This is a genomic window from Copranaerobaculum intestinale, assembly GCF_009831105.1.
Classification (GTDB): domain Bacteria; phylum Bacillota_I; class Bacilli_A; order Erysipelotrichales; family Erysipelotrichaceae; genus Copranaerobaculum; species Copranaerobaculum intestinale.
In genome coordinates this window covers 850,300-871,760 of record NZ_WUUQ01000001.1, presented here as the reverse complement: position 1 = coordinate 871,760, position 21,461 = coordinate 850,300, and the positions used below count along the sequence as shown (strand labels likewise).

General features: G+C 43.3%; 17 protein-coding genes and 1 riboswitch. Of the genes, 1 reads left to right on the top strand and 16 read right to left on the bottom strand.

Annotation, left to right across the window (positions count from 1 at the left end; all coding sequences use genetic code 11):
- Window positions 1-66: 66 nt before the first annotated feature.
- Entirely contained in the window at window positions 67-1,395 is a 1,329-nt protein-coding gene (locus GSF08_RS04285; protein WP_160624572.1) for a replication-associated recombination protein A, read from the top strand.
- 307 nt (window positions 1,396-1,702) lie between these two features.
- On the opposite strand, the gene GSF08_RS04280 is transcribed toward GSF08_RS04285, so the two are convergent.
- From GSF08_RS04280 to GSF08_RS04205, 16 genes are all read right to left on the bottom strand, one after another.
- Window positions 1,703-3,016 (bottom strand): NCS2 family permease, encoded by a 1,314-nt coding sequence (locus GSF08_RS04280; RefSeq protein WP_160624571.1) that lies wholly within the window; start codon window positions 3,014-3,016, stop codon window positions 1,703-1,705.
- A 66-nt stretch (window positions 3,017-3,082) separates the two neighbouring features.
- A riboswitch (purine riboswitch) is annotated at window positions 3,083-3,181 on the bottom strand.
- Window positions 3,182-3,322: 141 nt separating this feature from the next.
- Window positions 3,323-3,592, bottom strand: coding sequence for a TIGR04076 family protein (locus GSF08_RS04275; RefSeq protein ID WP_160624570.1), 270 nt, complete (start codon window positions 3,590-3,592; stop codon window positions 3,323-3,325).
- A gap of 189 nt (window positions 3,593-3,781) precedes the next feature.
- Window positions 3,782-4,846 carry a magnesium transporter gene (gene mgtE / locus GSF08_RS04270; protein ID WP_347337982.1) on the bottom strand — a complete coding sequence of 355 codons (1,065 nt, stop codon included), beginning with the start codon at window positions 4,844-4,846 and terminating at the stop codon, window positions 3,782-3,784.
- Between the two features lie 176 nt (window positions 4,847-5,022).
- Entirely contained in the window at window positions 5,023-6,264 is a 1,242-nt protein-coding gene (locus GSF08_RS04265) for an ABC transporter permease (RefSeq protein WP_160624569.1), read from the bottom strand.
- Window positions 6,261-7,178 (bottom strand): ABC transporter ATP-binding protein, encoded by a 918-nt coding sequence (locus GSF08_RS04260; RefSeq protein ID WP_160624568.1) that lies wholly within the window; start codon window positions 7,176-7,178, stop codon window positions 6,261-6,263. The genes GSF08_RS04265 and GSF08_RS04260 overlap by 4 nt, the downstream gene beginning before the upstream one ends.
- Before the next feature lie 85 nt (window positions 7,179-7,263).
- Window positions 7,264-8,397 (bottom strand): AAA family ATPase, encoded by a 1,134-nt coding sequence (locus tag GSF08_RS04255; protein WP_160624567.1) that lies wholly within the window; start codon window positions 8,395-8,397, stop codon window positions 7,264-7,266.
- A gap of 96 nt (window positions 8,398-8,493) precedes the next feature.
- Window positions 8,494-9,396 (bottom strand): diacylglycerol/lipid kinase family protein, encoded by a 903-nt coding sequence (locus tag GSF08_RS04250; RefSeq protein WP_160624566.1) that lies wholly within the window; start codon window positions 9,394-9,396, stop codon window positions 8,494-8,496.
- Window positions 9,397-9,410: 14 nt separating this feature from the next.
- On the bottom strand, window positions 9,411-10,343 hold the full coding sequence (locus GSF08_RS04245; RefSeq protein ID WP_160624565.1) for a 3'-5' exoribonuclease YhaM family protein: 933 nt from the start codon (window positions 10,341-10,343) through the stop codon (window positions 9,411-9,413).
- Entirely contained in the window at window positions 10,340-12,325 is a 1,986-nt protein-coding gene (locus GSF08_RS04240; protein ID WP_160624564.1) for a glycosyltransferase, read from the bottom strand. Before GSF08_RS04240 ends, GSF08_RS04245 begins: the two co-directional genes overlap by 4 nt.
- Window positions 12,322-13,377, bottom strand: coding sequence for a lysylphosphatidylglycerol synthase transmembrane domain-containing protein (locus tag GSF08_RS04235; protein WP_160624563.1), 1,056 nt, complete (start codon window positions 13,375-13,377; stop codon window positions 12,322-12,324). The genes GSF08_RS04240 and GSF08_RS04235 overlap by 4 nt, the downstream gene beginning before the upstream one ends.
- Window positions 13,378-13,439: 62 nt before the next feature.
- Window positions 13,440-14,561 carry a glycosyltransferase family 4 protein gene (locus GSF08_RS04230; RefSeq protein ID WP_160624562.1) on the bottom strand — a complete coding sequence of 374 codons (1,122 nt, stop codon included), beginning with the start codon at window positions 14,559-14,561 and terminating at the stop codon, window positions 13,440-13,442.
- 137 nt (window positions 14,562-14,698) lie between these two features.
- A complete protein-coding gene (iadA, locus tag GSF08_RS04225) occupies window positions 14,699-15,835 on the bottom strand; it encodes a beta-aspartyl-peptidase (protein WP_160624561.1) in 1,137 nt (378 codons plus the stop codon).
- 387 nt (window positions 15,836-16,222) lie between these two features.
- On the bottom strand, window positions 16,223-17,494 hold the full coding sequence (locus tag GSF08_RS04220) for a sensor histidine kinase (protein ID WP_160624560.1): 1,272 nt from the start codon (window positions 17,492-17,494) through the stop codon (window positions 16,223-16,225).
- The gene (locus GSF08_RS04215; protein ID WP_160624559.1) at window positions 17,481-18,158 is read right to left on the bottom strand and encodes a response regulator transcription factor; all 678 of its coding nucleotides are present in this window, start codon (window positions 18,156-18,158) and stop codon (window positions 17,481-17,483) included. Before GSF08_RS04215 ends, GSF08_RS04220 begins: the two co-directional genes overlap by 14 nt.
- Before the next feature lie 4 nt (window positions 18,159-18,162).
- Window positions 18,163-18,936, bottom strand: coding sequence for an ABC transporter ATP-binding protein (locus tag GSF08_RS04210; protein WP_249805862.1), 774 nt, complete (start codon window positions 18,934-18,936; stop codon window positions 18,163-18,165).
- 8 nt (window positions 18,937-18,944) lie between these two features.
- Complete coding sequence (locus tag GSF08_RS04205; protein ID WP_249805860.1) at window positions 18,945-21,299, bottom strand: ABC transporter permease; 2,355 nt, start codon at window positions 21,297-21,299, stop codon at window positions 18,945-18,947.
- Between the last annotated feature and the right edge of the window lie 162 nt (window positions 21,300-21,461).

The window sequence follows — 21,461 nt, the reverse complement described above, 5'->3', positions numbered from 1 at the left end:
TCAAGGATACCATCCGGCTATTTCTGCTCCCTGTGATATAATAGAAATCATAAAGCAGGTGAGATAATGGAACAGCATACATTGTTTGAACAAGAGGTGCAGGAGCCGCTCGCAAATCGCATACGGCCACGGCGGCTCAGTGAATTTTGCGGACAGAAGCACTTAATGAAAGAAGGAAAGGTTCTCTACAATCTGATTATGCACGATCAGATATCCTCGATGATTTTCTGGGGACCTCCGGGCGTTGGAAAAACTACCTTGGCGCAGATCATCGCCCGCAAGACCAAAGCGAATTTTATCAATTTCAGTGCGGTTACCAGTGGTATTAAAGAAATCAAAGAAGTGATGCAGCGAGCTGAGCAGACCCGGCTTCTCGGTGAAAAAACCATCTTGTTTGTCGATGAAATTCATCGTTTCAATAAGGCGCAGCAGGATGCCTTTCTGCCGTTTGTGGAAAAAGGCAGCATCATCCTGATTGGGGCAACCACCGAGAATCCATCCTTTGAAGTGAACTCGGCATTACTATCACGATGCAAAGTCTTTGTACTGCAGGCACTAGAAGAAAATGACCTTGTGGAATTACTGGAACAAGCGCTTCATCATCCCCGCGGCTTCGGCAGTCAAAACATCCATATCGAGCCGGGAATGCTTTCCATGATTGCCCGCTTTGCCAACGGAGATGCCCGAACCGCACTCAATACCTTGGAAATGGTCATTCTGAACGGTCAGGAAAAAGATGGTGTCACCTTTATCAATAAGGAGGTGCTGGAACAGTGCATCTCAAAAAAATCCCTTCTGTATGATAAGCAGGGAGAAGAACATTATAATTTAATCTCCGCTTTACATAAGTCTATGCGTAACAGCGATGTCGATGCGGCGATTTATTGGCTTGCCAGAATGCTGGAAGCAGGAGAGGATCCGCTGTATGTGGCTCGGCGGCTTGTTCGTTTTGCGAGTGAGGACGTCGGCATGGCAGACAGCCGGGCGCTGCAAATTTGTATTGCGGCTTACCAGGCCGCTCACTTTCTTGGTATGCCCGAATGCAACGTGCACTTAACGCATGCCGTTACCTATCTGTCATTGGCACCGAAATCAAATGCCTTGTATATGGCATATAATGCCGCGAAAGCCGATGCGCAGGAAATGCTCGCTGAACCGGTTCCGCTGCAAATACGAAACGCTCCGACATCCCTGATGAAGGAGCTTCATTACGGTGAAAATTATCAGTACGCGCATGATTATGAAGACAAAATTACCGATATGCAATGCATGCCTGATTCTTTGGTTAATCGTTCTTATTATCACCCGACAAATCAAGGCTCAGAGTCCCGCGTACAGGAACGGCTCAAACAGATCAAAGCATGGCGGGACGCTCATCAACCTAACAATAAATAGGCTTTTGCCTGTTTATTGTTAAACTGATTTGATTTCACAAAAGTACAGCCAGCCGGTACCAGCGCTGCCAGTTTATATGATTTTATTGAATTGAATAATCACAAGTCGCTCGATGACTTCCATTTTCATATGATCCAATATCATAATATTCAAAGCGGCTATTTCATGCAAGCCTGCCTTCATATCACGAATAGCCATCTATTAATTAAGAAAATCATAAAAATCAATCGTTTCTCAGCTTCGTAAACACGCGGTAAAGAATGTAATCACCTCAAAAAAAGGACGATAAATTCCGTCCAATTTTTTATTAAATAGTAAAATAAATTACGAAGATAACTAACAGAGCCCAGATGATTGGTTTGATTTCCTTTACTTTACCAGTCGCAAGCATGGTAATTGCATAGGTGATGAATCCCAGTGCGATACCGGTAGAAATAGAGTAAGTCAGAATCATCATGATGATCGTCACAAAGCCGGAAGCAGCGAAGACAAAATCTGTCCAGTCTATATGACCGAGCTGCTGTGCCATCAGAATACCGACGATAATCAGTGCCGGTGCGGTTACAGCATTTGTTACCGTTGCCAGCAACGGGAAGAATATAATAGATAAGAAGAACAGAATACCGGTTGTGCAGGCAGTCAGACCGGTACGTCCGCCAACCTCAACACCGGATGTAGATTCAACAAAGGATGTTACCGTAGAAGTGCCTAAGACCGCACCGGCAACTGTACCGACTGCGTCAGAAAGCATTGCTCTTTCTACATTTTCCAGCTCTCCGTCCTCTTTTACCAGATTAGCACGGTTCGCAACCGCAACCAACGTTCCGGCTGTATCAAAGAAATCTACGAATAGTAAAGAGAAAATCGCCACGATGCTTTGCGGATGCGTGAACAGTTCTTCAAAGCCGCTTGCAAACGCCCCAAAGGTCGGCATATCAAATTTAAATTGTACAACTGCTTTTGGCAGCTGAGGCATCCCCTCTACACCGCAAACACCAAGAATAACACCAACTACTGCGGTAATAACCAAGCCATAGAACACTGCTGCCGGGATTTTGCGTGCCAGCAGTGCCAGCGTTACCAAGATTCCAAAAATCGCAAGCAGCACCGCAGGATCGGATAGTTTCCCTAAAGCAACTAAGGTATCGGGATTTCCAACTACAATACCGGCATTTTTCAAGCCGATCAAGGCGATGAAGAATCCGATGCCGGCACCGATCGCCAATTTCAGCTGAGCCGGAATCGCATCAATAATCGCTTTACGAATACCTGTAACAGAAATAACCAAAAACAGAATACCGGAAACAAAGACACCGGCTAAAGCCGCTTGCCAGCTGAAGCCCATTGAGCCGCAGATCGTGAATGCAAATAACGCATTTACGCCCATGCCCGGAGCCAAAGCAACCGGATAGTTTGCCACCAATCCCATAACCAATGTCGCAATACCGGCAGAAATTGCCGTAGCCAGGAATACGGATTGATAATTCATCCCTGTAGCGGACAGCAAGTTTGGATTCACGGCAAGAATATACGCCATGGCAAGGAAAGTAGTAAGACCCGCCATAACTTCCGTTTTGACAGATGTCCCTTTTTCTTTCAGTTTAAAAAACTTTTCTAACATATGTACCCTCTTTCTATCTCCTAGTGACCGTCGTAAAAATAGAAAAAGCCCTGCAGGATGCAGAAGGCTTTGGTTTTGGTTCCTCGTAGTCCGATGGATAGGCCATCGGGTAGAAACGCTTTCACCTTCCAGAAAGCATATACGACAAATCAAAAAGACTTTATTATTATATAATAGGTGTTCCTTTTATGACAAGATAAGATTACCTGTTTTCGATAAAAATCTTACTTATATACTATAAATTCCCGTTTATTTTGAAAATTTTGGATTCGAAATTGTTTTATTTATACAAAATTGCTTTTCAATTCATAATTCATCCGGCATTTTTATTTCCTCGATCACCTCACCGTGAATCCGCACCCGGCCTTCGTCGGGACACACCGCATCAAACTGCCGTGAGCGCAAGGTTCCATAGTCAAGCTCCGCTCCATTTTGCAGCGCATAAATTGAAGGGTACATAATATTCCAAAATTCATGGCACAACGGCGGACATAAATCATCGACAATGTATACGTCTCCCTCGCGCAGATAGCCGCTTCGGCATCTGCTCTTCGTAACCGTCAATCGTACTTTCATACTGCTTCACTCCTTATCAAAACGTTCTGCCAACGAATAAAATCGACATTCATCCTAGTACCCACCTTTCAGCGCTGCATATATGAGAATCAAAAAAATAGTAACCGTAGTTAAGATTGAACGCATAAAATAATCCATAGCTATCTTTCACCAAAAAAGAAGCGGTTCTTATCATGCGGTAAGCGTCATTTATGCAATGTAGGGAAGCACCACGGTAGCCAAGCCCAGAAAGAAGAAAAAGCCCAACACATCAGTAACCGTCGTCACAAACACGGTAGATGCCAACGCAGGATCGATATGCAGCTTCTTCAAGATCACCGGAATGACAAAGCCGGCAGTATTCGCCATCAGCATATTCAAAAACATTGCAATCCCGGCAATCGCCGCAAATACAACATTTCCTTCAAAAACAAACGCAAGCAGTCCCATGATCATACCGACCACTATGCCGTCAACCATTCCAACACTTACTTCCTTGCGAAATACCGACCAAGCATTTTCGCCGGTCAGCTCTTCAAGTGAAATACCGCGAACTATCAAGGTCATCGATTGTGTACCGGCATTACCGCCCATGCCTGTGATGATCGGCATGATCGCCGCCAGGGTAACTACCTTGGAAATGGTAGATTCAAACTGCGAGACAACAAATGCCGCCAGGATAGCCGTGCCCAAATTCACAATCAGCCACGGTAAACGGCTATTCACCGATTCTTTAAAGGTACTATCTACGCGTTCTTCTTTATTCAGTCCTCCTAAATGATGAATATCTTCGGTATTCTCTTCCTGAATGATTTCCATGATATCATCAAAACTGATAACTCCGATCATCCGGTTTTCATCATCAACAACCGGCATCATGATAAAGCCATACTTTTCAAATTGATGGGCAACTGCCTCCTGATCATCGTCCTGATGAACTGTGATCACATCGGGATTGATAATATCCATGATCGGTGTATCAAATGTCGAACTTACAATATGGCGAAGTGAAATCACTCCCTTTAGGTATCCCTGCGGATCAGTCACATATAAATAGTAGTCTGTATCATCATCGGTATGGCTCTGAAGAAATTTCAGGGTATCCATAACCGTATTATGAGAATGAATGGCAATGAACTCTGTGGACATAATGCCCGCTGCGGTTTCCGGATCATATTCCATTAACCGGCGGACATTCTCCTGATCCTCTTTGTTCATCTTTCTCAGCACTTCAGCACTTTCTGCTTCATCCAGCTCGCCGATCAAATCGGTGATTTCATCATTATAATCATTTCCAAACAGAAGCTTCCTATTTGCTCAGCTTTCAATTGTTACTTCATTCAAAAAATAACGAAACTTCTTGCTCAGCCAAACACCTAATAAGTTTGTATGTTTCCTATTTGAATAAATCAAAAAAACAGATGCGGTTTGTTTCTCGCATCTGTTTTACATTAATCCTTATGCTTCAGAAATTTCAAAGCATTCTTGAACTTAATCGTATTGCCGTACATCAAAGTTCCCTTACGATAGATCTTCGCCGCACCAAATCCTACCAGGATTGTTGAAGCAAGCAGAATTATGAAGGAAACAAGAATCTCAATCAACGTTACCGTACCCATCGAAATCCGTACAAACATGGTCATGAATGAACTGAATGGAATGAAGGAAGCAATTTTCACCATGGATCCTCCCATATCATTCATGCCGATGAAGGTAACGAAGAATACGATTACAAAGACGATTGTGATCGGCGTTGCGGCAGAGCCAATATCTTCAGTACGGGACACAAGTGCACCCAGCGCGCCATAAATGAAGATATAGAAGAAGTATCCGACGATACCAAAGGCCGCGAAGCTCAGCAATACCTGCGGCGGAATATGAAACAGCATATCTAGGGCATTGCCCCAGGAAGCGGCTGTCATGGAATACGTAATGCCGCCGACCGCCAATAGGAAAGCAACCTGACAAATACCTGCCAGTGCGCCGGCAATTACCTTACCGAAAATCAACGCATTGCTGTCCACACTGGTAACCAAAATTTCAATTGAACGATTGCTTTTCTCGCTTGCGACATTCATGGAAATCTGCTGACCGTGCATAATGATCATCATATAGATAACCATGATCAGTACATAGGTATAGGCATAGTTTTTCACACCGTCCTTACCCAGTATTTTTTCCTCATGAGTAATCTGCGTCGATAAGATCTGATTGACTTTATTCCCGTCGATGTTCATTTCGCGAAACTGTGATAAACGATAATTCTGTGTCATGACCTGATCAAACAGCTGAGTATTAGAATCGTACATGGACGTATTTTTAACATAGTAGTCATAAGAAGTCAGGCTGGTAATTTCAAATCCCGCATCGGCCTTTTCATTTTCCACCAGTTTTTTCATATCAGAAGTATCTTTTGCCTGCAAAAGCTTCGTATTCGGAAAATACGCTTTCAGGTCTTTCGCATTCATAATGCCCTTTTCATCATAAACTGCATAGGTTGCTTTCTCATCTGAAAAAACATCTCCAATGCCGTCTTCCTGCTTGCTGTCATCGCCATTGAACGCATGTATGATATTGGGGACATTAAGTCCTATCACAATAATCAAAGAGATAATTACCGTTGATACCACATAGCTTTTTGCACGGATCATTGACAGCAGTTCAAAGCGCAGTACGGTAAAAAACTGCTTCATGCTTCATCACCTGCTTTCCATACAAAGATATCAGTCAGGCTCGGCTCATAATCCATGAACGCTTCCACATCCAGCTTAGCTTTAACGATTGCCGCCAATAGTTCTGTCTTGGTACGTCCTTCCTGCAGTTCCAGGATGACCCGATCCTTTTGTTTCTCATAGACACTGACATAACTCAGCAGCTCCTGCCGGCAAATATCCGCTGTCGCTTCCGGTGTTTTTCCAGCCAGCTGCAGAACCAGCCGATTTTGACCGTAGCTGCGTTTGATTTCCTTCAGCCCCCCGTTCAATACAATCGAGCCATGATTCATAATTGCAATATCCTCACAAAATTCCTCAACATAGCTCATCTGATGTGAGGAAAAGATCACCAGCTTATGATCCTGAATCAATTCCAGCACCACATCCTTCAGTATCTGAGAATTTACTGGATCTAAACCGCTGAAGGGCTCATCCAAAATTACGATATCCGGATCGGCTAACAAGGTCTGTGCCAGCTGCACCTTCTGCTGATTGCCCTTCGACAAAGTATCCAACCGCCGATTTTCATATTCCTCAATTCCCAGACGCTTCAGCCAGTGCTTCAGTGAGTCGCTTGCCTCTTTATAGCTCACACCGCGCAATTGCGCCAGATAAATCAACTGTTCTCTCACTTTTTTCTTCGGATACAGCCCTCGCTCCTCCGGGAGATAACCAATCTTATATTCTTTTGGGTGAAACGGTTTTCCATCCATTGTAATGCTTCCGCTGTTCGCTTTGAAAACATCCATCAGGATACGAATCGTCGTTGTTTTACCAGCACCGTTTCTTCCAAGCAGACCAAGAGCTTTTCCGCTTTCAACTGAAAAATGAACGCCGTGAAGCACTTCATTTCCGTCAAAGCTCTTATGAATGTCTTTTATTTCTAGCTTCATATTCTATCTCCTTTCTTTGAATATAAAAATATTCTACCATGTATTCAAAATCAAGAAAAGAAAAGGAGTATAAAAACTCCTTATTTCACAGTTTTTTAACATTTATGCGTGCTTTTGGAAGAAACTGTTCCAAATCAAGCTTGGGAATCACACCATATTCATAAGCTGTAAATTTCCGCAAATAATTATTCTCTCTGAGGGCATGCGTCAATAGTGATGAAATTTGAGTCTGATCCTGAGGCTTGGTGAAGAAGGTAACCTCATCACGACGGATATAATTCTTATTGAGAAACAGCGGATTCTGAGTTATGAACAGCAGTTGGGCGCCATACGGATTATAGGCACGGTTGTGAAACAGCGAGGTAAGCACCATGACCGGATTCGTCTGCAAGCCGCTGTCTAATTCATCAATGCATAATACGTATCCGTTCGCCAATGCGTCAAAGACCAAATCACAAAGAGCCAGAAAACGCCGGGAACCATGAGAAAGCTTATTCAAATCATCGAGCTCCAGCTCATAATGTATATGTTTTAGAAAATCGCGTATCTTTGCTTTCTGTTTCAGCTGGATCGGCAATTCCAATTGGAAAATAATATGCAGCTTCCCTTGTATAAAATTATGGAGCTGTGTTACGAGATCATGTCCCAATCCATATCGAAATCCCCCGGTCAGATACAGTTCATCGGAAGCATAGCCTTCACTCAGCCGCTCCTGCTGTTCCAGCATATTGCGGCAGTTTTCATTATAATACTGGGAAGCCTTTCCGGTTTTGGTGATCATAATACTCTGCCGATGCCGCTCAAACAGTGTAAAGCGATTAACATCCAGCTTTTCATAGGTTACCTCATAGTGATCATCTTCCCAGAGAAATGCAAATTCATAGTCATAAATTATTTGCTGTTCAATCACCATGAAGCCTAACAAAATCGGTTCTTCCTCATGTCCAAAAGAAGCGATATTTGCTTCGGGAGTAAGGGAATCAAGACTTCCGGCCAATAGAATTTGCTGCAGCATTTCCAGCGCTTCAAGCAGATTGGTTTTTCCACTGTTGTGATCTCCCAGAATAATATGAAGCGGAACTGTATTCACTTCATCGGTTTTATTACGCTTCCAGTAAATGATGGAATCCCGAAATTCACAGATACTTTCAGCCTGCAGCGAAAACTCTGTTTTTTCATAAAAAGAACGAATATTCTGTAAACGAATTGAAACTAGCATAGACGTCACCTCTATTAGTAAGATGCATGCAAGCTTTAAAAAGTTCAAAAAAAGTAAAAAAAAGGATAAAAAATATGTTTTCCAATTCTTTTACCCTTATTCGTTATGCTCTTTTGCGATGATGAAATCTATTGCGTGCGGACAATTTTTGATCGTGACAGCTTTCATGATCCCACCATTTTCACCATCCAGCGTCCATGCGATTTCCTCTTCACTCGTTATTTTAATCGATTCCGCAGTGAAAAAAATCATGAATTTATCATTGAGTTCCTGTTTCAAAAGCGCAGCCGCAATCGCTTGTAAATCCAGGGGATTTTGCGGCGGACGAATCAGCAGACATTCAAATCTTCCATCATCCAGCTGTGCGTGCTTCGTGCTGTAAAACGTATTCCCGCCAATGAAACGGCTGTTAGAAATCGCTCCGAAAATAAACTCATCTTCAATCAATTTTCCGTCATATTCTATTTTCACATGATAGGTTTTAATTTTAGGCAGATGCTTTAAGCCTTCCAGATAATATGCCACCCGCCCAAGCAGATTTTTGGAAGACTGTGAAGTGGTATAGGATACTTCAGTAAAAGCCCCGAAAGCCGCGACATAAGTGAAATATCGCTCGTTGAACGATCCGATATCACAGGGGAACAGAGTCCCGTCTACAATATCCTGAATTGCTTCTTCCCCGTTATGAGATAGATGGAGCGTCGATGCAAAATCATTCACGGTGCCGGTCGGTATATAGCCAAGCGGTGTCCGATCGTGCAGCGCCATCAAACCGCTTACCGATTCATTCAGCGTACCGTCACCGCCAATGCAGATCACAATATCAAAATCCGATGACCGCTCGATCATCAGATCCCGTGCATGATTGGCACGCTGCGTGATCATCACGACCGCATCATAGCCACCTCGGCACAAGCCATCCGCAACCGCAAACAGCGTATTTTTACCGGCGCCTTTTCCAGCCGTCGGATTCATAACAACCATTGCCTGTTTTTTCATATCCTACCCCTAGTTTATTTATGTTTGTAGAAAGCTCGATTTTCTAATGCAAAGATACGCGGTGTAAAATTGCCCGGTTCGATCGGCTCCAGCGCTTTCTTCAAAGTACTCATCCGTGCATCGATGTTATCAATCAAGTAAAGCATCTCCGCTTCCGGTATCATCGGCAGAACCGGTGAACCATATTCATATACACCATGATGTGACAGCACCATGTGCCGCAGCAGGGTTACATTTTCACCTTCCAGCCCCAGACGCTTTGCGGTATCGCTGATTTCCGCCTGCATCAAAGAAATATGCCCCAAAAGCTTTCCTTCCATCGTATATTCCGTGACGATCGCTCCGCTCAGCTCATCCAACTTGCCAAGATCGTGCAGAATGACGCCGCCAATCAGCAAATCTCGATTTAACAGCGGATAAGAAGCAGCTAAGGTATCAGCCAGCTTCAGCATTCCCAGCACATGCGTAGCAAGACCGCCGACAAAATCATGATGATTTTTCTGCGCCGCCGGATACACAAAGAATTTTTCTTCGCGCTGCTTCAGCATTTCCCGCACCAGCTTCGCTATCGTTGTATCCTGAATATCGGACACATATTTCATGATTTCAAATTTCAGCTGGTTTTCACTCAGTTCACTTGCTTTTACATAATCCCGAAGATCAATCCCTTCCTGAGAAATCTCTTTCATATTCTGAACGCGGAACTGTAACTGATGATTGTGACATAATACATCACCGTTCACTTCTACAAGCATGCCCGGTTTAAACGCATCCAGCGCTTCCTTACTGACATTCCAGTATTTTGCATCGATCGTACCGCTGCCATCCTGGAAAACGAAGGAAAGATACGGAGCACCCTTATTGGTAACTCCTTTGGTTACCGTATTCAGCAAAACCTTAACCGTCAGCTTATCGCCATCGGCATATGCTCGAATCTGTTTGCTCATTCATTTTCCCCCCACTCCATCTCATTCACTGCTGCCAATACATCACCGGAGGCAAATCCTTTATTGATACAATAGCGAATAACTTTATTTTTCAGCGGCGTTCCCTTATATTTCCGCTCATAGGTGCGGATTGCTTTCTGAATTGTTTTCAGCAGCGCTTCCTGCTCATTATCCATCTCATTATCAAAATTCAGCTTGCCCACGGCTTCATTCGCAATAGAAGATGAATAGCCACTGCTGATCAATTTAGATACGATCATCTGCTTTTTCATATTCAATGAACGATCCTTGATTGAATTTTGTAAACGTTTTGCCATGGATTCAGCATTTCCCTCTTCCAGCTCGTCACTGGATTCCAAAGCAGCCTCGATCATCTCACGGGGAATGCCTTTTTTCATCAATGTATAAATTATTTTAGAACGCCCCTGCAGCGAGGAACGCATCTTATCAATCTTTGCGGTCATATATAAGTAATCGTTGATATAACCCTTTACCTCCAAGGCGCCGATCACCTGATCGATATCTTCACTGTTCAGATTTTCCTGACTACGCAATATATCAGCCAATTCCTTCTTAGTTCGATCCTTGGAACGCAATTTGCGTATACACATCCGATAGGCATTGATGACCTGTTCCTTATGTTGAAAATCCTCCATTTGTGAACGATCAATCCGCGTACCGATCCGTATCTTAAACTCAAAATAATCTTCAATGCTGATCAATATCTTTGTCGGTTCATCCTCTTTTTCGTTTTCCGCATAAATACGTACGCAGTCATCCATCTGTTTGATTTTCGTAACGGTATAACAATCCTCATAATCATCAATCGCTTGATAATAAACACTCAAAACTTTATGATAGAAAATATCCGCATCATACATCAGCGCCTTTTCCCGGGCATGCTGTTTCATTTTCTGACGATGCAGCTCATCCAATTCATAGAAGGCTTCTACCTTCGCTGCAAACTCCTGCGGTTCTTGAAACAGATAACCGCTGACATTCTCAATAACCAGATCAGTGAGTACATCGTCCGGACGTGCAAATACCGGCAGCCCGCAGGCAAGGGCTTCAATGAAGGTCATCCCCTGGGTTTCAGTCAAGGATGCCGAAACAAATGCGTCAGCGCAGAAATAATACGTTGAAATATCCGCCCTTGGTATTTTATCGGTAAATTTGACTTTATCCAGCAGGTTATAGGAAGCCGCCAGTTCTTTTAGCTCCTTCAACTGGGGACCGCCGCCAACGATCAATAGCTTCAGGTTAGGATCTTTCACATAGCGAAATCCCTCAATGGCCAGATCAATGCTTTTTTCTTTCGCAATGCGTCCCACATAGGCAATGACCTTGTCTTCCGGCTGAATACCATACGCTAACCGCAGCTGCGCTGCTTTTTCATAATCGGCCCGCTGCGGATCAAACTCAGACAGATCAAGACCGGTAGGAATCACATAAATCGGCGTCTTCACCCCATATTTGATCAGAGTCTCCTTGGTCTTGTCACTGGGAGCGATAACGCCCTGACAGGTATCTGATATCGAGCGGCTGAACACCGATGTAATTTTCTTTGTTACCTTATCTATTTCATTGATATCAAATTTATTAACATAATGGGTATAGTCCTCATACATTGTATGATAGGTGGAAACAACTGGGATATCCAGTGATTTTGCGACCAAACGCGCAAAAATTCCTACCCCGAATTCGGTATGTACATGGATGACGTCCAGGTTCAGCTTCCGAATTTCCTCTTTCGCACTGAAATGATATGGGGTTGATAATTTATATCCGTACAGCCATTTCAGCTCCAGCCCCGGCAGACGCAGTACATTTCCTTCCCACTGGGTTGTAATCAGCGCTTTATGATTGGTGATTACGTACACTTCATGACCGTTTTTCTCAAGCTGGTGCTGAAGTGTTACAATACTGGATACCACGCCGTTGATATCCGGTGTATAGGTATCTGAAAACAATCCGATTCTCATATATGCTCCCCTTCCGTAACAAATTTTTGATGATCATACTTTCGCTTAGCGAAGAGAAAAACCGCTCCGCCGATCAGCAGAATCAAATGATAGGTTGAAAACCGCCAAAGGATCATGACACTGCTTGCCTGCATCGCACTCATCATGGTTGCTGAAAAAATCCAGGTAAATACCAATTCGGTTCCGCCGCTGGCTCCAGGCACCGGGATAAAAGCGTTGGCCATAGATACAAACGCCGACATTGCCACAACATCCAACAGCATCGACAAATGCATATCTACACCAATCGCTACCGCTACCGCATATGGCAAGGTAAACCATACGGTCAAGCGAAGCACATTCAGCAGCACCGCTTTAAAAATCAATTTCTTTTTATCTTTAAGCTGTTTGATCTCAGTGGTAAAAGCATTCAACTGGATCGACCAGCCTTCCAGGGTTCGCTGCTCATCCTTAATGATATGTATTTTATGAAGCAGCTTGACTGCCCATGTACTTAGCTTTATATAAACTTTGGGGAATTTTGCCATTGTCCAAAGCAGAACGATGATTGAACTGTTAAAGAAATAGCCAAACAGAATAAAGATAAAAAACTGTGAAACAGTTTGATAATAATAAGAAAAACGAAGCAGGAAAAGGATCGTAACATAAGCGATCATCGTCGTCTGATAAATAATAAAGTCCGCGTATAACAGCGAAGCTCCGTCGCTGACCTTGATTCCCTGTTTTTTAAAAATATAAGCCTGGGCAAATTGACCTCCGGTAGCACTGGGGGTGATGCCACTGAAAAAGGCACCGACAAAACCGTTCACCAGTCCCTCTTTAATGGTATAATTTTTTTTATATTCCCGTGCCAGCAGGGTCAATATCAGCCCGATAACAACGGTATAGAAAATTCCCCATGCGATGATAATGATAAACCAGTACCAGCGTACCTGTGCCAGTGAATTCATAACTTCCCGGTAATGATCCTTTAACGCAAACCATAATGCAAATAGCGTCAATCCGAAAATCAGCACAAAGTTAAGGAAATAGCTCTTGGAGATCTTTTTCATACTTTCACCTTGTTTTTTCATCGATTGAACATCTGTAAAGATGCATTCAATCTCACGCAGGCTTACAATTTTTCCTGCCGTTTTGCTTCTTTAAAAGCCCGTTTCGCCAGTTTTTGCTTCCGCTTCTGTGCCTTGGCATTCTGACTCAGCTGCTCTTCATAAACCCGCGTATAAAATTCCTTCCATATCTTTAACACATTCTCTTTTGAATAATACTCGCTGATAAAGCCGCTTTCCTGAGCACATGTCCGATAATAGTCAGGATCTTCATGAAGCTTTCGAATCAAGTTTGAAAACCCTTCATTATCATCTGCGTTCTGATACTTATGAAACAGAATATCCTCATACAATTCCAGATCACGCAGCACCAACGGCCGTTTTAAATTTACTGCTTCCAGAATAGCCATTGGAAATAATTCATTATAGGACGGCATAAACAGCACATCGGCCAGATTATAGAAATCATTCATCTCCTGACGCGGAATGATCCCCAGAAATTTCACATTTGCCGGCGGATTCTCCACGACTTCTTTCAGCTCCGCATAGCCATCGGTGATCGCCCCAAACGAAAAGCCTCCGCACCATACAAATTGAATATCCGGCAGCCGCTTTGCCACATCGACAAAATCAAGCACCCCTTTGCGTGTCTGAACCTGACCGACGCCGATCACCACAAAGGCATCCTCTGCAATTCCGTATTTCTGACGTATCAGATTTCGCTCATTCCGTGGTTTTTCATAAAAATCTTCTTTGGATACATAGTTTGGTATGTATACCATCTTCTCACGTGGAATCCCGTATTTTTCAAGCTCATCCATGAAGGTTGGATTTACGACGATCAGGTAATCCGCTGCTTTATAGAAACTGACCACATATTTTTTAAAAACGGCAAAAAGGGCTTTCGGAAGCTGGATACTGCCATTCAGCGTATCCGGAAGAAAATGCACATAGCATACATTCGCGCCGGCATTATTCATCTTCATCTTCACATAATTCTGCGGATCAACCGTATGGGCATGGTTAATATCAGCAGCCTTGATACTGTTGATACGGACATCAAACAGATCGGGCGCTCCTTCACTTACCAGCTTCACCTGTTCCAGATATGCACTTCCTACTCCCTGACCTTCTATTTTATCTGCACTTGAAAGCATATTAATGACGATACGATTATCCAAAATCATCCCTCCATAAACAGATTGTCTGTTTTCACTTATTAGTATGTTGAACCTTGCCTGTTCATTATACCATAATCCCCATTATCTTAAAACATACAGAAAAATTACAAGTTTGTAAGACAGGAAAAAGAGTGATCAGCCGATCACTCAAAGGTTCCTTTTATGAGGACTTCATGATTTTTCATCATTTGACGCCCTTTGGCAAACACGCTGTCCAGCTCCAGTTGTTCATCAAACAAGAGTGCGTCCGCGTCCCATCCCGCTTTCAGATAACCCTTCAGATTCTGAATCGCAAGAGCTTCCGCTACATTGGATGTCATATATGTCAAAGCCAGTTCCATCGGAAAGTGATATTGCCGTACCATGATTTGAAATTCCTCCAGCATGGCCGCGACACTGGCAACACCGATTTTTGTCAGATTGCCATCTTCATCATAGTCTGAATATGAGCCCTGACCATCCGAGCTGATCGTCATACGCCGCGTATCAATGCCGCGATCAAGCGCCTGTTTTACAAATTCCGCACAGGGATCATCTCCCGGTAAGGCACAGGTAAGATCAATATAACCGCCCATCTCCAGAAAGCCCAGCGATTCTTCATATAAATATGGATTGCGGTTAACATGAGTCGGACGGAAGCTGGTAATCGGTATGGTTGTCGTGTTAACACTTTCGCGCACCATACTTAGCGCTGCGTGATCATCTCCCATATGCAGGGTCACAAAGCCGGGCTTGCCGCTCAGCATGCCGGCAACGCGGGCATCTGATGCTATATGGTTCAATTCGGCAAGGGTGATCTGGGAAGATCGATGATCGGAAATTGCCAGTTTAACACCCAGCATTTCATCAATAAACATGATATCTTTTTTAATATCACCGCTCAGGGTTACACTTGGATAGGTATAAGAACCGGTCAGTGTATACGCACTGATTCCCTCTTCCTTCAGCGCTTTGGCTTTCGCAACCAAATTCTCCACATTCCGGGAAAACCCATCTGTACCAAGCAGGCCCAGTACGGTTGTAATACCGCCCTTTAACAGCTCGCTCAGCTTTACTTCCGGTGCTTTGGTATGGAAGCTTCCTTCACCGCCGCCACCGGTGATGTGCACATGCTGATCGATGAATCCGGGCGTTAATGATTTACCCCGTCCGTCGATAATTTCAGCTCCCGCAATTTCCATATGATCGGCAATTCGCTCGATTTTTGTTCCTGCCAGCAATACGTCTTTGATGCCTAAATCCTGTGGTGCATATACATGCACTTGTTGAATCAGAATCATATCAGTTTCGCTCCTTTATCTTTGCTTATTACAATTACTGATTTGATTGTATCATGCGCAGAATGGAAAAGCACGCATATATCATGCATTTGAGATGATTTATCGAAACCGCTTACAAATATCTATGATTTTCGCGGATCCGTGATAAACTCATTATTAATTCAATATGTTTGTAAACAGGCATTCAAATTATATTGTTGTCTTAACAATATAATTTGGGCTGCATCAATATAACCTTTTGATGAAGTACTTCAATAAGCTTCATTCACAAACATTGTAATCATATACGACATTATCTAGCATTAGGATTGACCGCTTAAACATGACAAGCAAAAAGCACATGCGCAATGGCAGCTTTATGTCATGCCGGCATATGCTCGGTTATCGTCAAAAACGAAAAACCATTGTGAATGCCATTCCATCCAGCCGTTTTTCCAGAAATATATCACCGTCCATTTTACGCATCAGTTGACGACAAATATATAAACCAAGTCCACTGCCCGCCTTGCCCTGTGCATTAGCACCGCGATAAAAGCTGTCAAAAAGGTGATTCAGCTCCTGATCCTCGACGACCGCTCCGGTGTTAAATACACAGATCAGCTGACAGTAATCCTCTTCGCGAAAAGACATGTGTATCTGGCGGCCGTCTCCATATTTCAAAGCATTCTCTAACAGATTCTCCAGCACCTCCTGCGCACGGTGAAGATCCCCTTTCAGCAGGCAGTTTTGATAAGGATCCATGATCCAAGTAAGATTTCGTTTTTGACATTGATCAAGGTATACAGAAAGGGTATTTTCTAATAGCTCCTTTAGGTAAAATTCACTGTTATCCACCGCGATATCCAGAATATCCTCACGAGAGGACTGCATTATCGCATCTACGTAACGCTCTATTTCATTACATTTTGTATTAATCTGAACCATTGCTTTGCGACTGGCAGCTTCATCGAATACCGCTTCCTCCACTCCCTTTGAATAGAGCTTAATCAGATTTAAAGGGGTTTTGATATCATGTGACAGCGACAGCAGCATTTGTTTTTTTTCCTTCATGAGTTCATATTGCCGTTTCCGCGATACCTCAAGTTCATCCTTCAGCTGTCCCATACCCCATAGATACTGTCGGAAATAGCGGCTTTTTTCCGTTTTGATTTCCCCCTTGTAATGTCCGTGCACCATTTGCTGAGGCAGATCACTGAGCTGCTGAAACGGCGTAAGAATATGTTTTTTCAAATACCACAAAAGCAAAAGCACCAAACCTTCAATCAATGCCAGCAAGCCTTCTGAAAGGATCAGAAAATTGGTCAGCGAAAAATGCTGCGGCCGATAGATGAATTTCAAATAGCCGCGCAGCTGATGATCCTGATACCAGGGCTGTATCACATAGCTATTTTGATTACCCTCCTGATAAAAAGATCTCAGCCGGGCAGGGTCGCGATCTTCGGCTTCCAGGAATGTTATCTGCTTGATCGTCTCATACTCCTGTAAATTCACATCCTCGACTGATTTTGATTCTATCAGCTGCCCCATAATGCGGTTAATATCTGTATGGTGAGCATTGCTGCGTTGTTCCCTGATCCCCTGCACGAACAGATAAACGGCAGTTGCCAGCACCGCATACAGTACGATCGTAAAGCCTATGATAAATTTAAACCTCTTCATAACGGTATCCGACTCCCCAAACCGTGCGGATACGCTGCGGCTGGCGAGGGTTTTCCTCGATTTTCGACCGCAGCATTTTGATGTGCACGGTCAAGGTCTGATTTTCACTGTCACTGTCTGCACCCCATATCTGATTAAACAGATATTCTTTATGCAGGGTCTTACCGGGATTTCGCACAAACAGAAGCAGCAGTTCAAATTCTTTGACATTCAGTTCCAGCGGCTGCTGATGAAAGGATACCTTATGTGCCGCAGAATCAATGCACAATGCCCCCGAATGAATCGGTTTGCCGGAATGCTTCGTATTGAAGCGAAACAGCAGCGCATTTATTTTCGCAGTTAATAAATCCGGATCGATCGGCTTCTCCATGTAATCATCTGCTCCCAGTTCATAGCCGAGCAGTTTATCACCTTTGTCACAGCGAGCTGATAGAATCATGATCGGTACATCCGATGTTGACCGCAGCGCTTTACAAAAACCGAAGCCATCCATATTCGGCAAGGTAATATCCAGCAGGATGATCTGCACATCATGATCCTTCAGCCAGTCCAAGGCTGATTCCGCATCTGCGGCATGCCAAAGCGAAAAGCCCTTCTTTTTCAGAAAGGCATCGATGAGATTCGCAAGTTCGACATGATCTTCAATCAGTAGGATATCAATCACAGTATCACCATCCAAGCTTAATCAGCCAGTCATTCAAATTACGCTCACGCACTCGCATATCCTGCGTGATGTCCCATTTGCCGAGCGCGAACTCATCACGAATGGTACCATCTTCAATATATAAAACACGTTCACAGCGTGAAGCTACCTTCATATCGTGGGTAACCAGCAGAATACTCATACCTTCATGATTAATACGGTTGAGTTCATCCATCACTTCTCCAGAGCTTTGTTTATTCAGGGCTCCGGTCGGCTCATCCGCAAATATGATTTTCGGCTGATTGATGAGACTGCGGCAGATACAGGCACGCTGGAGCTGACCGCCTGACACCTCGTTTACCGCATTCTCACTCACTTCGCTGATACCCAGTTTTTTCATCAGCATGACAGCCCGTTCACAAATATCCGCCCTGCCTGCTTTATGATGCCCTGCTTGGGCTTGATAGGCTGGTAAAACTATATTATCATATATTGACAGATTTTTAAGCATATACATCTGCTGAAAGACAAATCCCATCTCCCGCAGACGCAGATCACTCATTTCGTTTCCCTTCATATCGGTCAGCTCACGTCCGAAGAAATCCACACTTCCGGCAGTTGCCCGATCCATGCCGCTGATCGTATACAGCAGTGTCGTTTTGCCAGAACCGCTGGGCCCCATAACCGCGACCATTTCTCCCTGTTCAATTTTCAGATTTACATTACGCAGCACATTATTAGAACGTTTATTGACTACATAGGTTTTGCATAAATTGGTTATATTCAAAGCTTCCATCATATTTCCTCCTACTCCAAATTATTCATTTCGCGGATATCGACATATTTGATACTGCGGGTGGCAAGGATCGTTGCCAGGATAATGCCGATCAATAACCCTGCCGGATACAACAAGTATGCCTGAACTGCATCAACCTGAATCTGTACCTCAGCTCCCATAATCGCAAAAATCGGCTTTAACAGAAACTGATTGCTTAACAGTGACAGCGGGATGGAAATGAACATTGATGTCAGCACTACTAAACTCATGCGGATAATCTGCCAGCTTCGAATCGCTGAATAACGGAAGCCGATACTCTTCATCATCGCGATTTCTCCCTTTTCACGCGTGATAAACAGTTTTTCCATCAAAAGCGTTATCAGCATGATCACCAGACACAGCATCGCTGTCATCGGCAATAATAATTCATCTAAAATATCCTGAATACCCCCGATATTGGAATCAACTAGCTGCTGAGCACTCATCCATTCATAATCAGGAAACAGCTTTTGCATTTTCACCGCAGTTTCTTCCTGCGTCATATCCGTCTTCATATTCACCATGATCGTCCAGTAATCGAACATTATTTCCTGGCTTAAATCAATATTGGGATTCACTCTGGCGCTTTTTCCCAGCTGCATGTAATCACTGTATGTTCCGGTAATGATCATGGTACGTTCTTTTCCGTTGATCAGCACGGTTACATAATCTCCGATTTCCCATCCTTTATGCTTCATTATATATTCAGAGAATGCAATTTCATTTTCCAGCTTCGGGGCACTGCCGGAAGAATACTGCGCATAGGAAGCATTTTGATCCAAAATCTGCACACTCATCAAATTCATAGTTTGAGAAGCATCCAAGCCTTTAATCTGCAGGAAGAAAATTGCTTCTCCATGAAGTTTTGCATCATAGCCTTCCGCTTTCAATTCCTTTTGAAGCCGATCTATTCCCGCGTTCAAGGCATTCACATCCATATATTTTCCTTCGGATTCCAGTTCGATCTGACGAACATATACGGAGCTGTTGGGATCTAACAGGAATTTTTTCACCATTTCATCGCTGCGCATTGTGTTTAATGTATTCAGCGGAATGGTGATCAAAATGAAGCTGATACAAAATGTAATGATCAAAACTGTATATCGCTTTAAATGACTGAGAATGTCATTGCTTCCTAAATACAGGATGACTGGCATATACTTGCGTTTGTGCAGCAGCAAGCCATACCGTTTGTGATACCGCTCGCCGATATCACCGCCGCGGATCGCTGTAATCGCTGAAACCCGACTTAAACGGCGAGTACAGAAATAACAAAAAGCGAGCACCAGTACAACTACAAAGACTGCGCACAATATACTGACTCCAAGATGTGCCGAACTGTTTTCCATCACCATATTGCTGTTAATTCCGGCAATCATCATTGTACTGACCGGTACACTGATGCCGAGCCCCAGCACAGCACCAGCCATAACGATCGCAAAATATTTCACCAAGTATAATTTTCTGATGGCATTATCGCGTAAGCCGATTGCTTTTAAAATTCCGATTTCCTGATACTGCTCCTCAATAGTAAAGACAAGCGTAAAACGCAATACCAGTAAAGCAATCAAAATCAGGCATACCCCGATCAGGATCAAAAGACCCGCCATGATCATATCAAAGGAATATATCTTTCTATACATGTCCCTGGTCACCGTATTGGCAATGCTGGTAAATCCTTGGTTATCCAGCTTCTGAGTAAAAGCAAAGGCATCCTTGGATACTACATCATATAAACCGATGCCCAAGGTGTTCTTGGAAATATCACGGAAATCACGATCATTCACCAGAAACCGGCTCATCCCTGCCATTTCATTGCCGAATGCCGCATCTTTGGTTTTTACCGTGATCTGAAAAGTCTTAGTTTCATCTCCCAGCTTCAACAAAAAGGTATCGCCAAGCTTTAAATGATTTCTTTCCATCATCGATCCAGACATCGCTATTTCACCGGATTTTAAGGTGAATCGTTTGCCTGATTCATCAAATGCCTGATTGAATTCATCAGGTATCGTACCGACATAAAGTGAATCACCTTTGGTATCTAACTTTTTTTCTTTACCGTTTGCGGAAATCCTCACCGCTTTTTCAGAAAGTGTCCGCAAAGCCTGATAATGATAGCGCTCGATCGCTCCCTTTTGTATCTGCTGATCAAGCCAGGCATTGATTTTTTCGGTATCTGTTTCCGATTTCATAACAATATTGATATCCGGCACATTCGCATAATCAATAAAATATTCCACAGCTGAATTGACAACAAGAATGTTATTGACACTGCTTGCCAGAAAAACCGTAGCTAATGTTATAAATAGAAATAGGATCATATTGACGCCTTTTCTTTTCATCATATCTCTTTGTAATATTCGGAAATTCATAATTTGATTCCTTTCTTTCTCATAGGATAATACAAGTATAACTTGTCAATTATGAAAAAATCCTTAAATCACATATAGAAATATTTTCTTTTGAAGAAATTTAAAATAACTGAAAAAAAGAAGCATACACTGCTT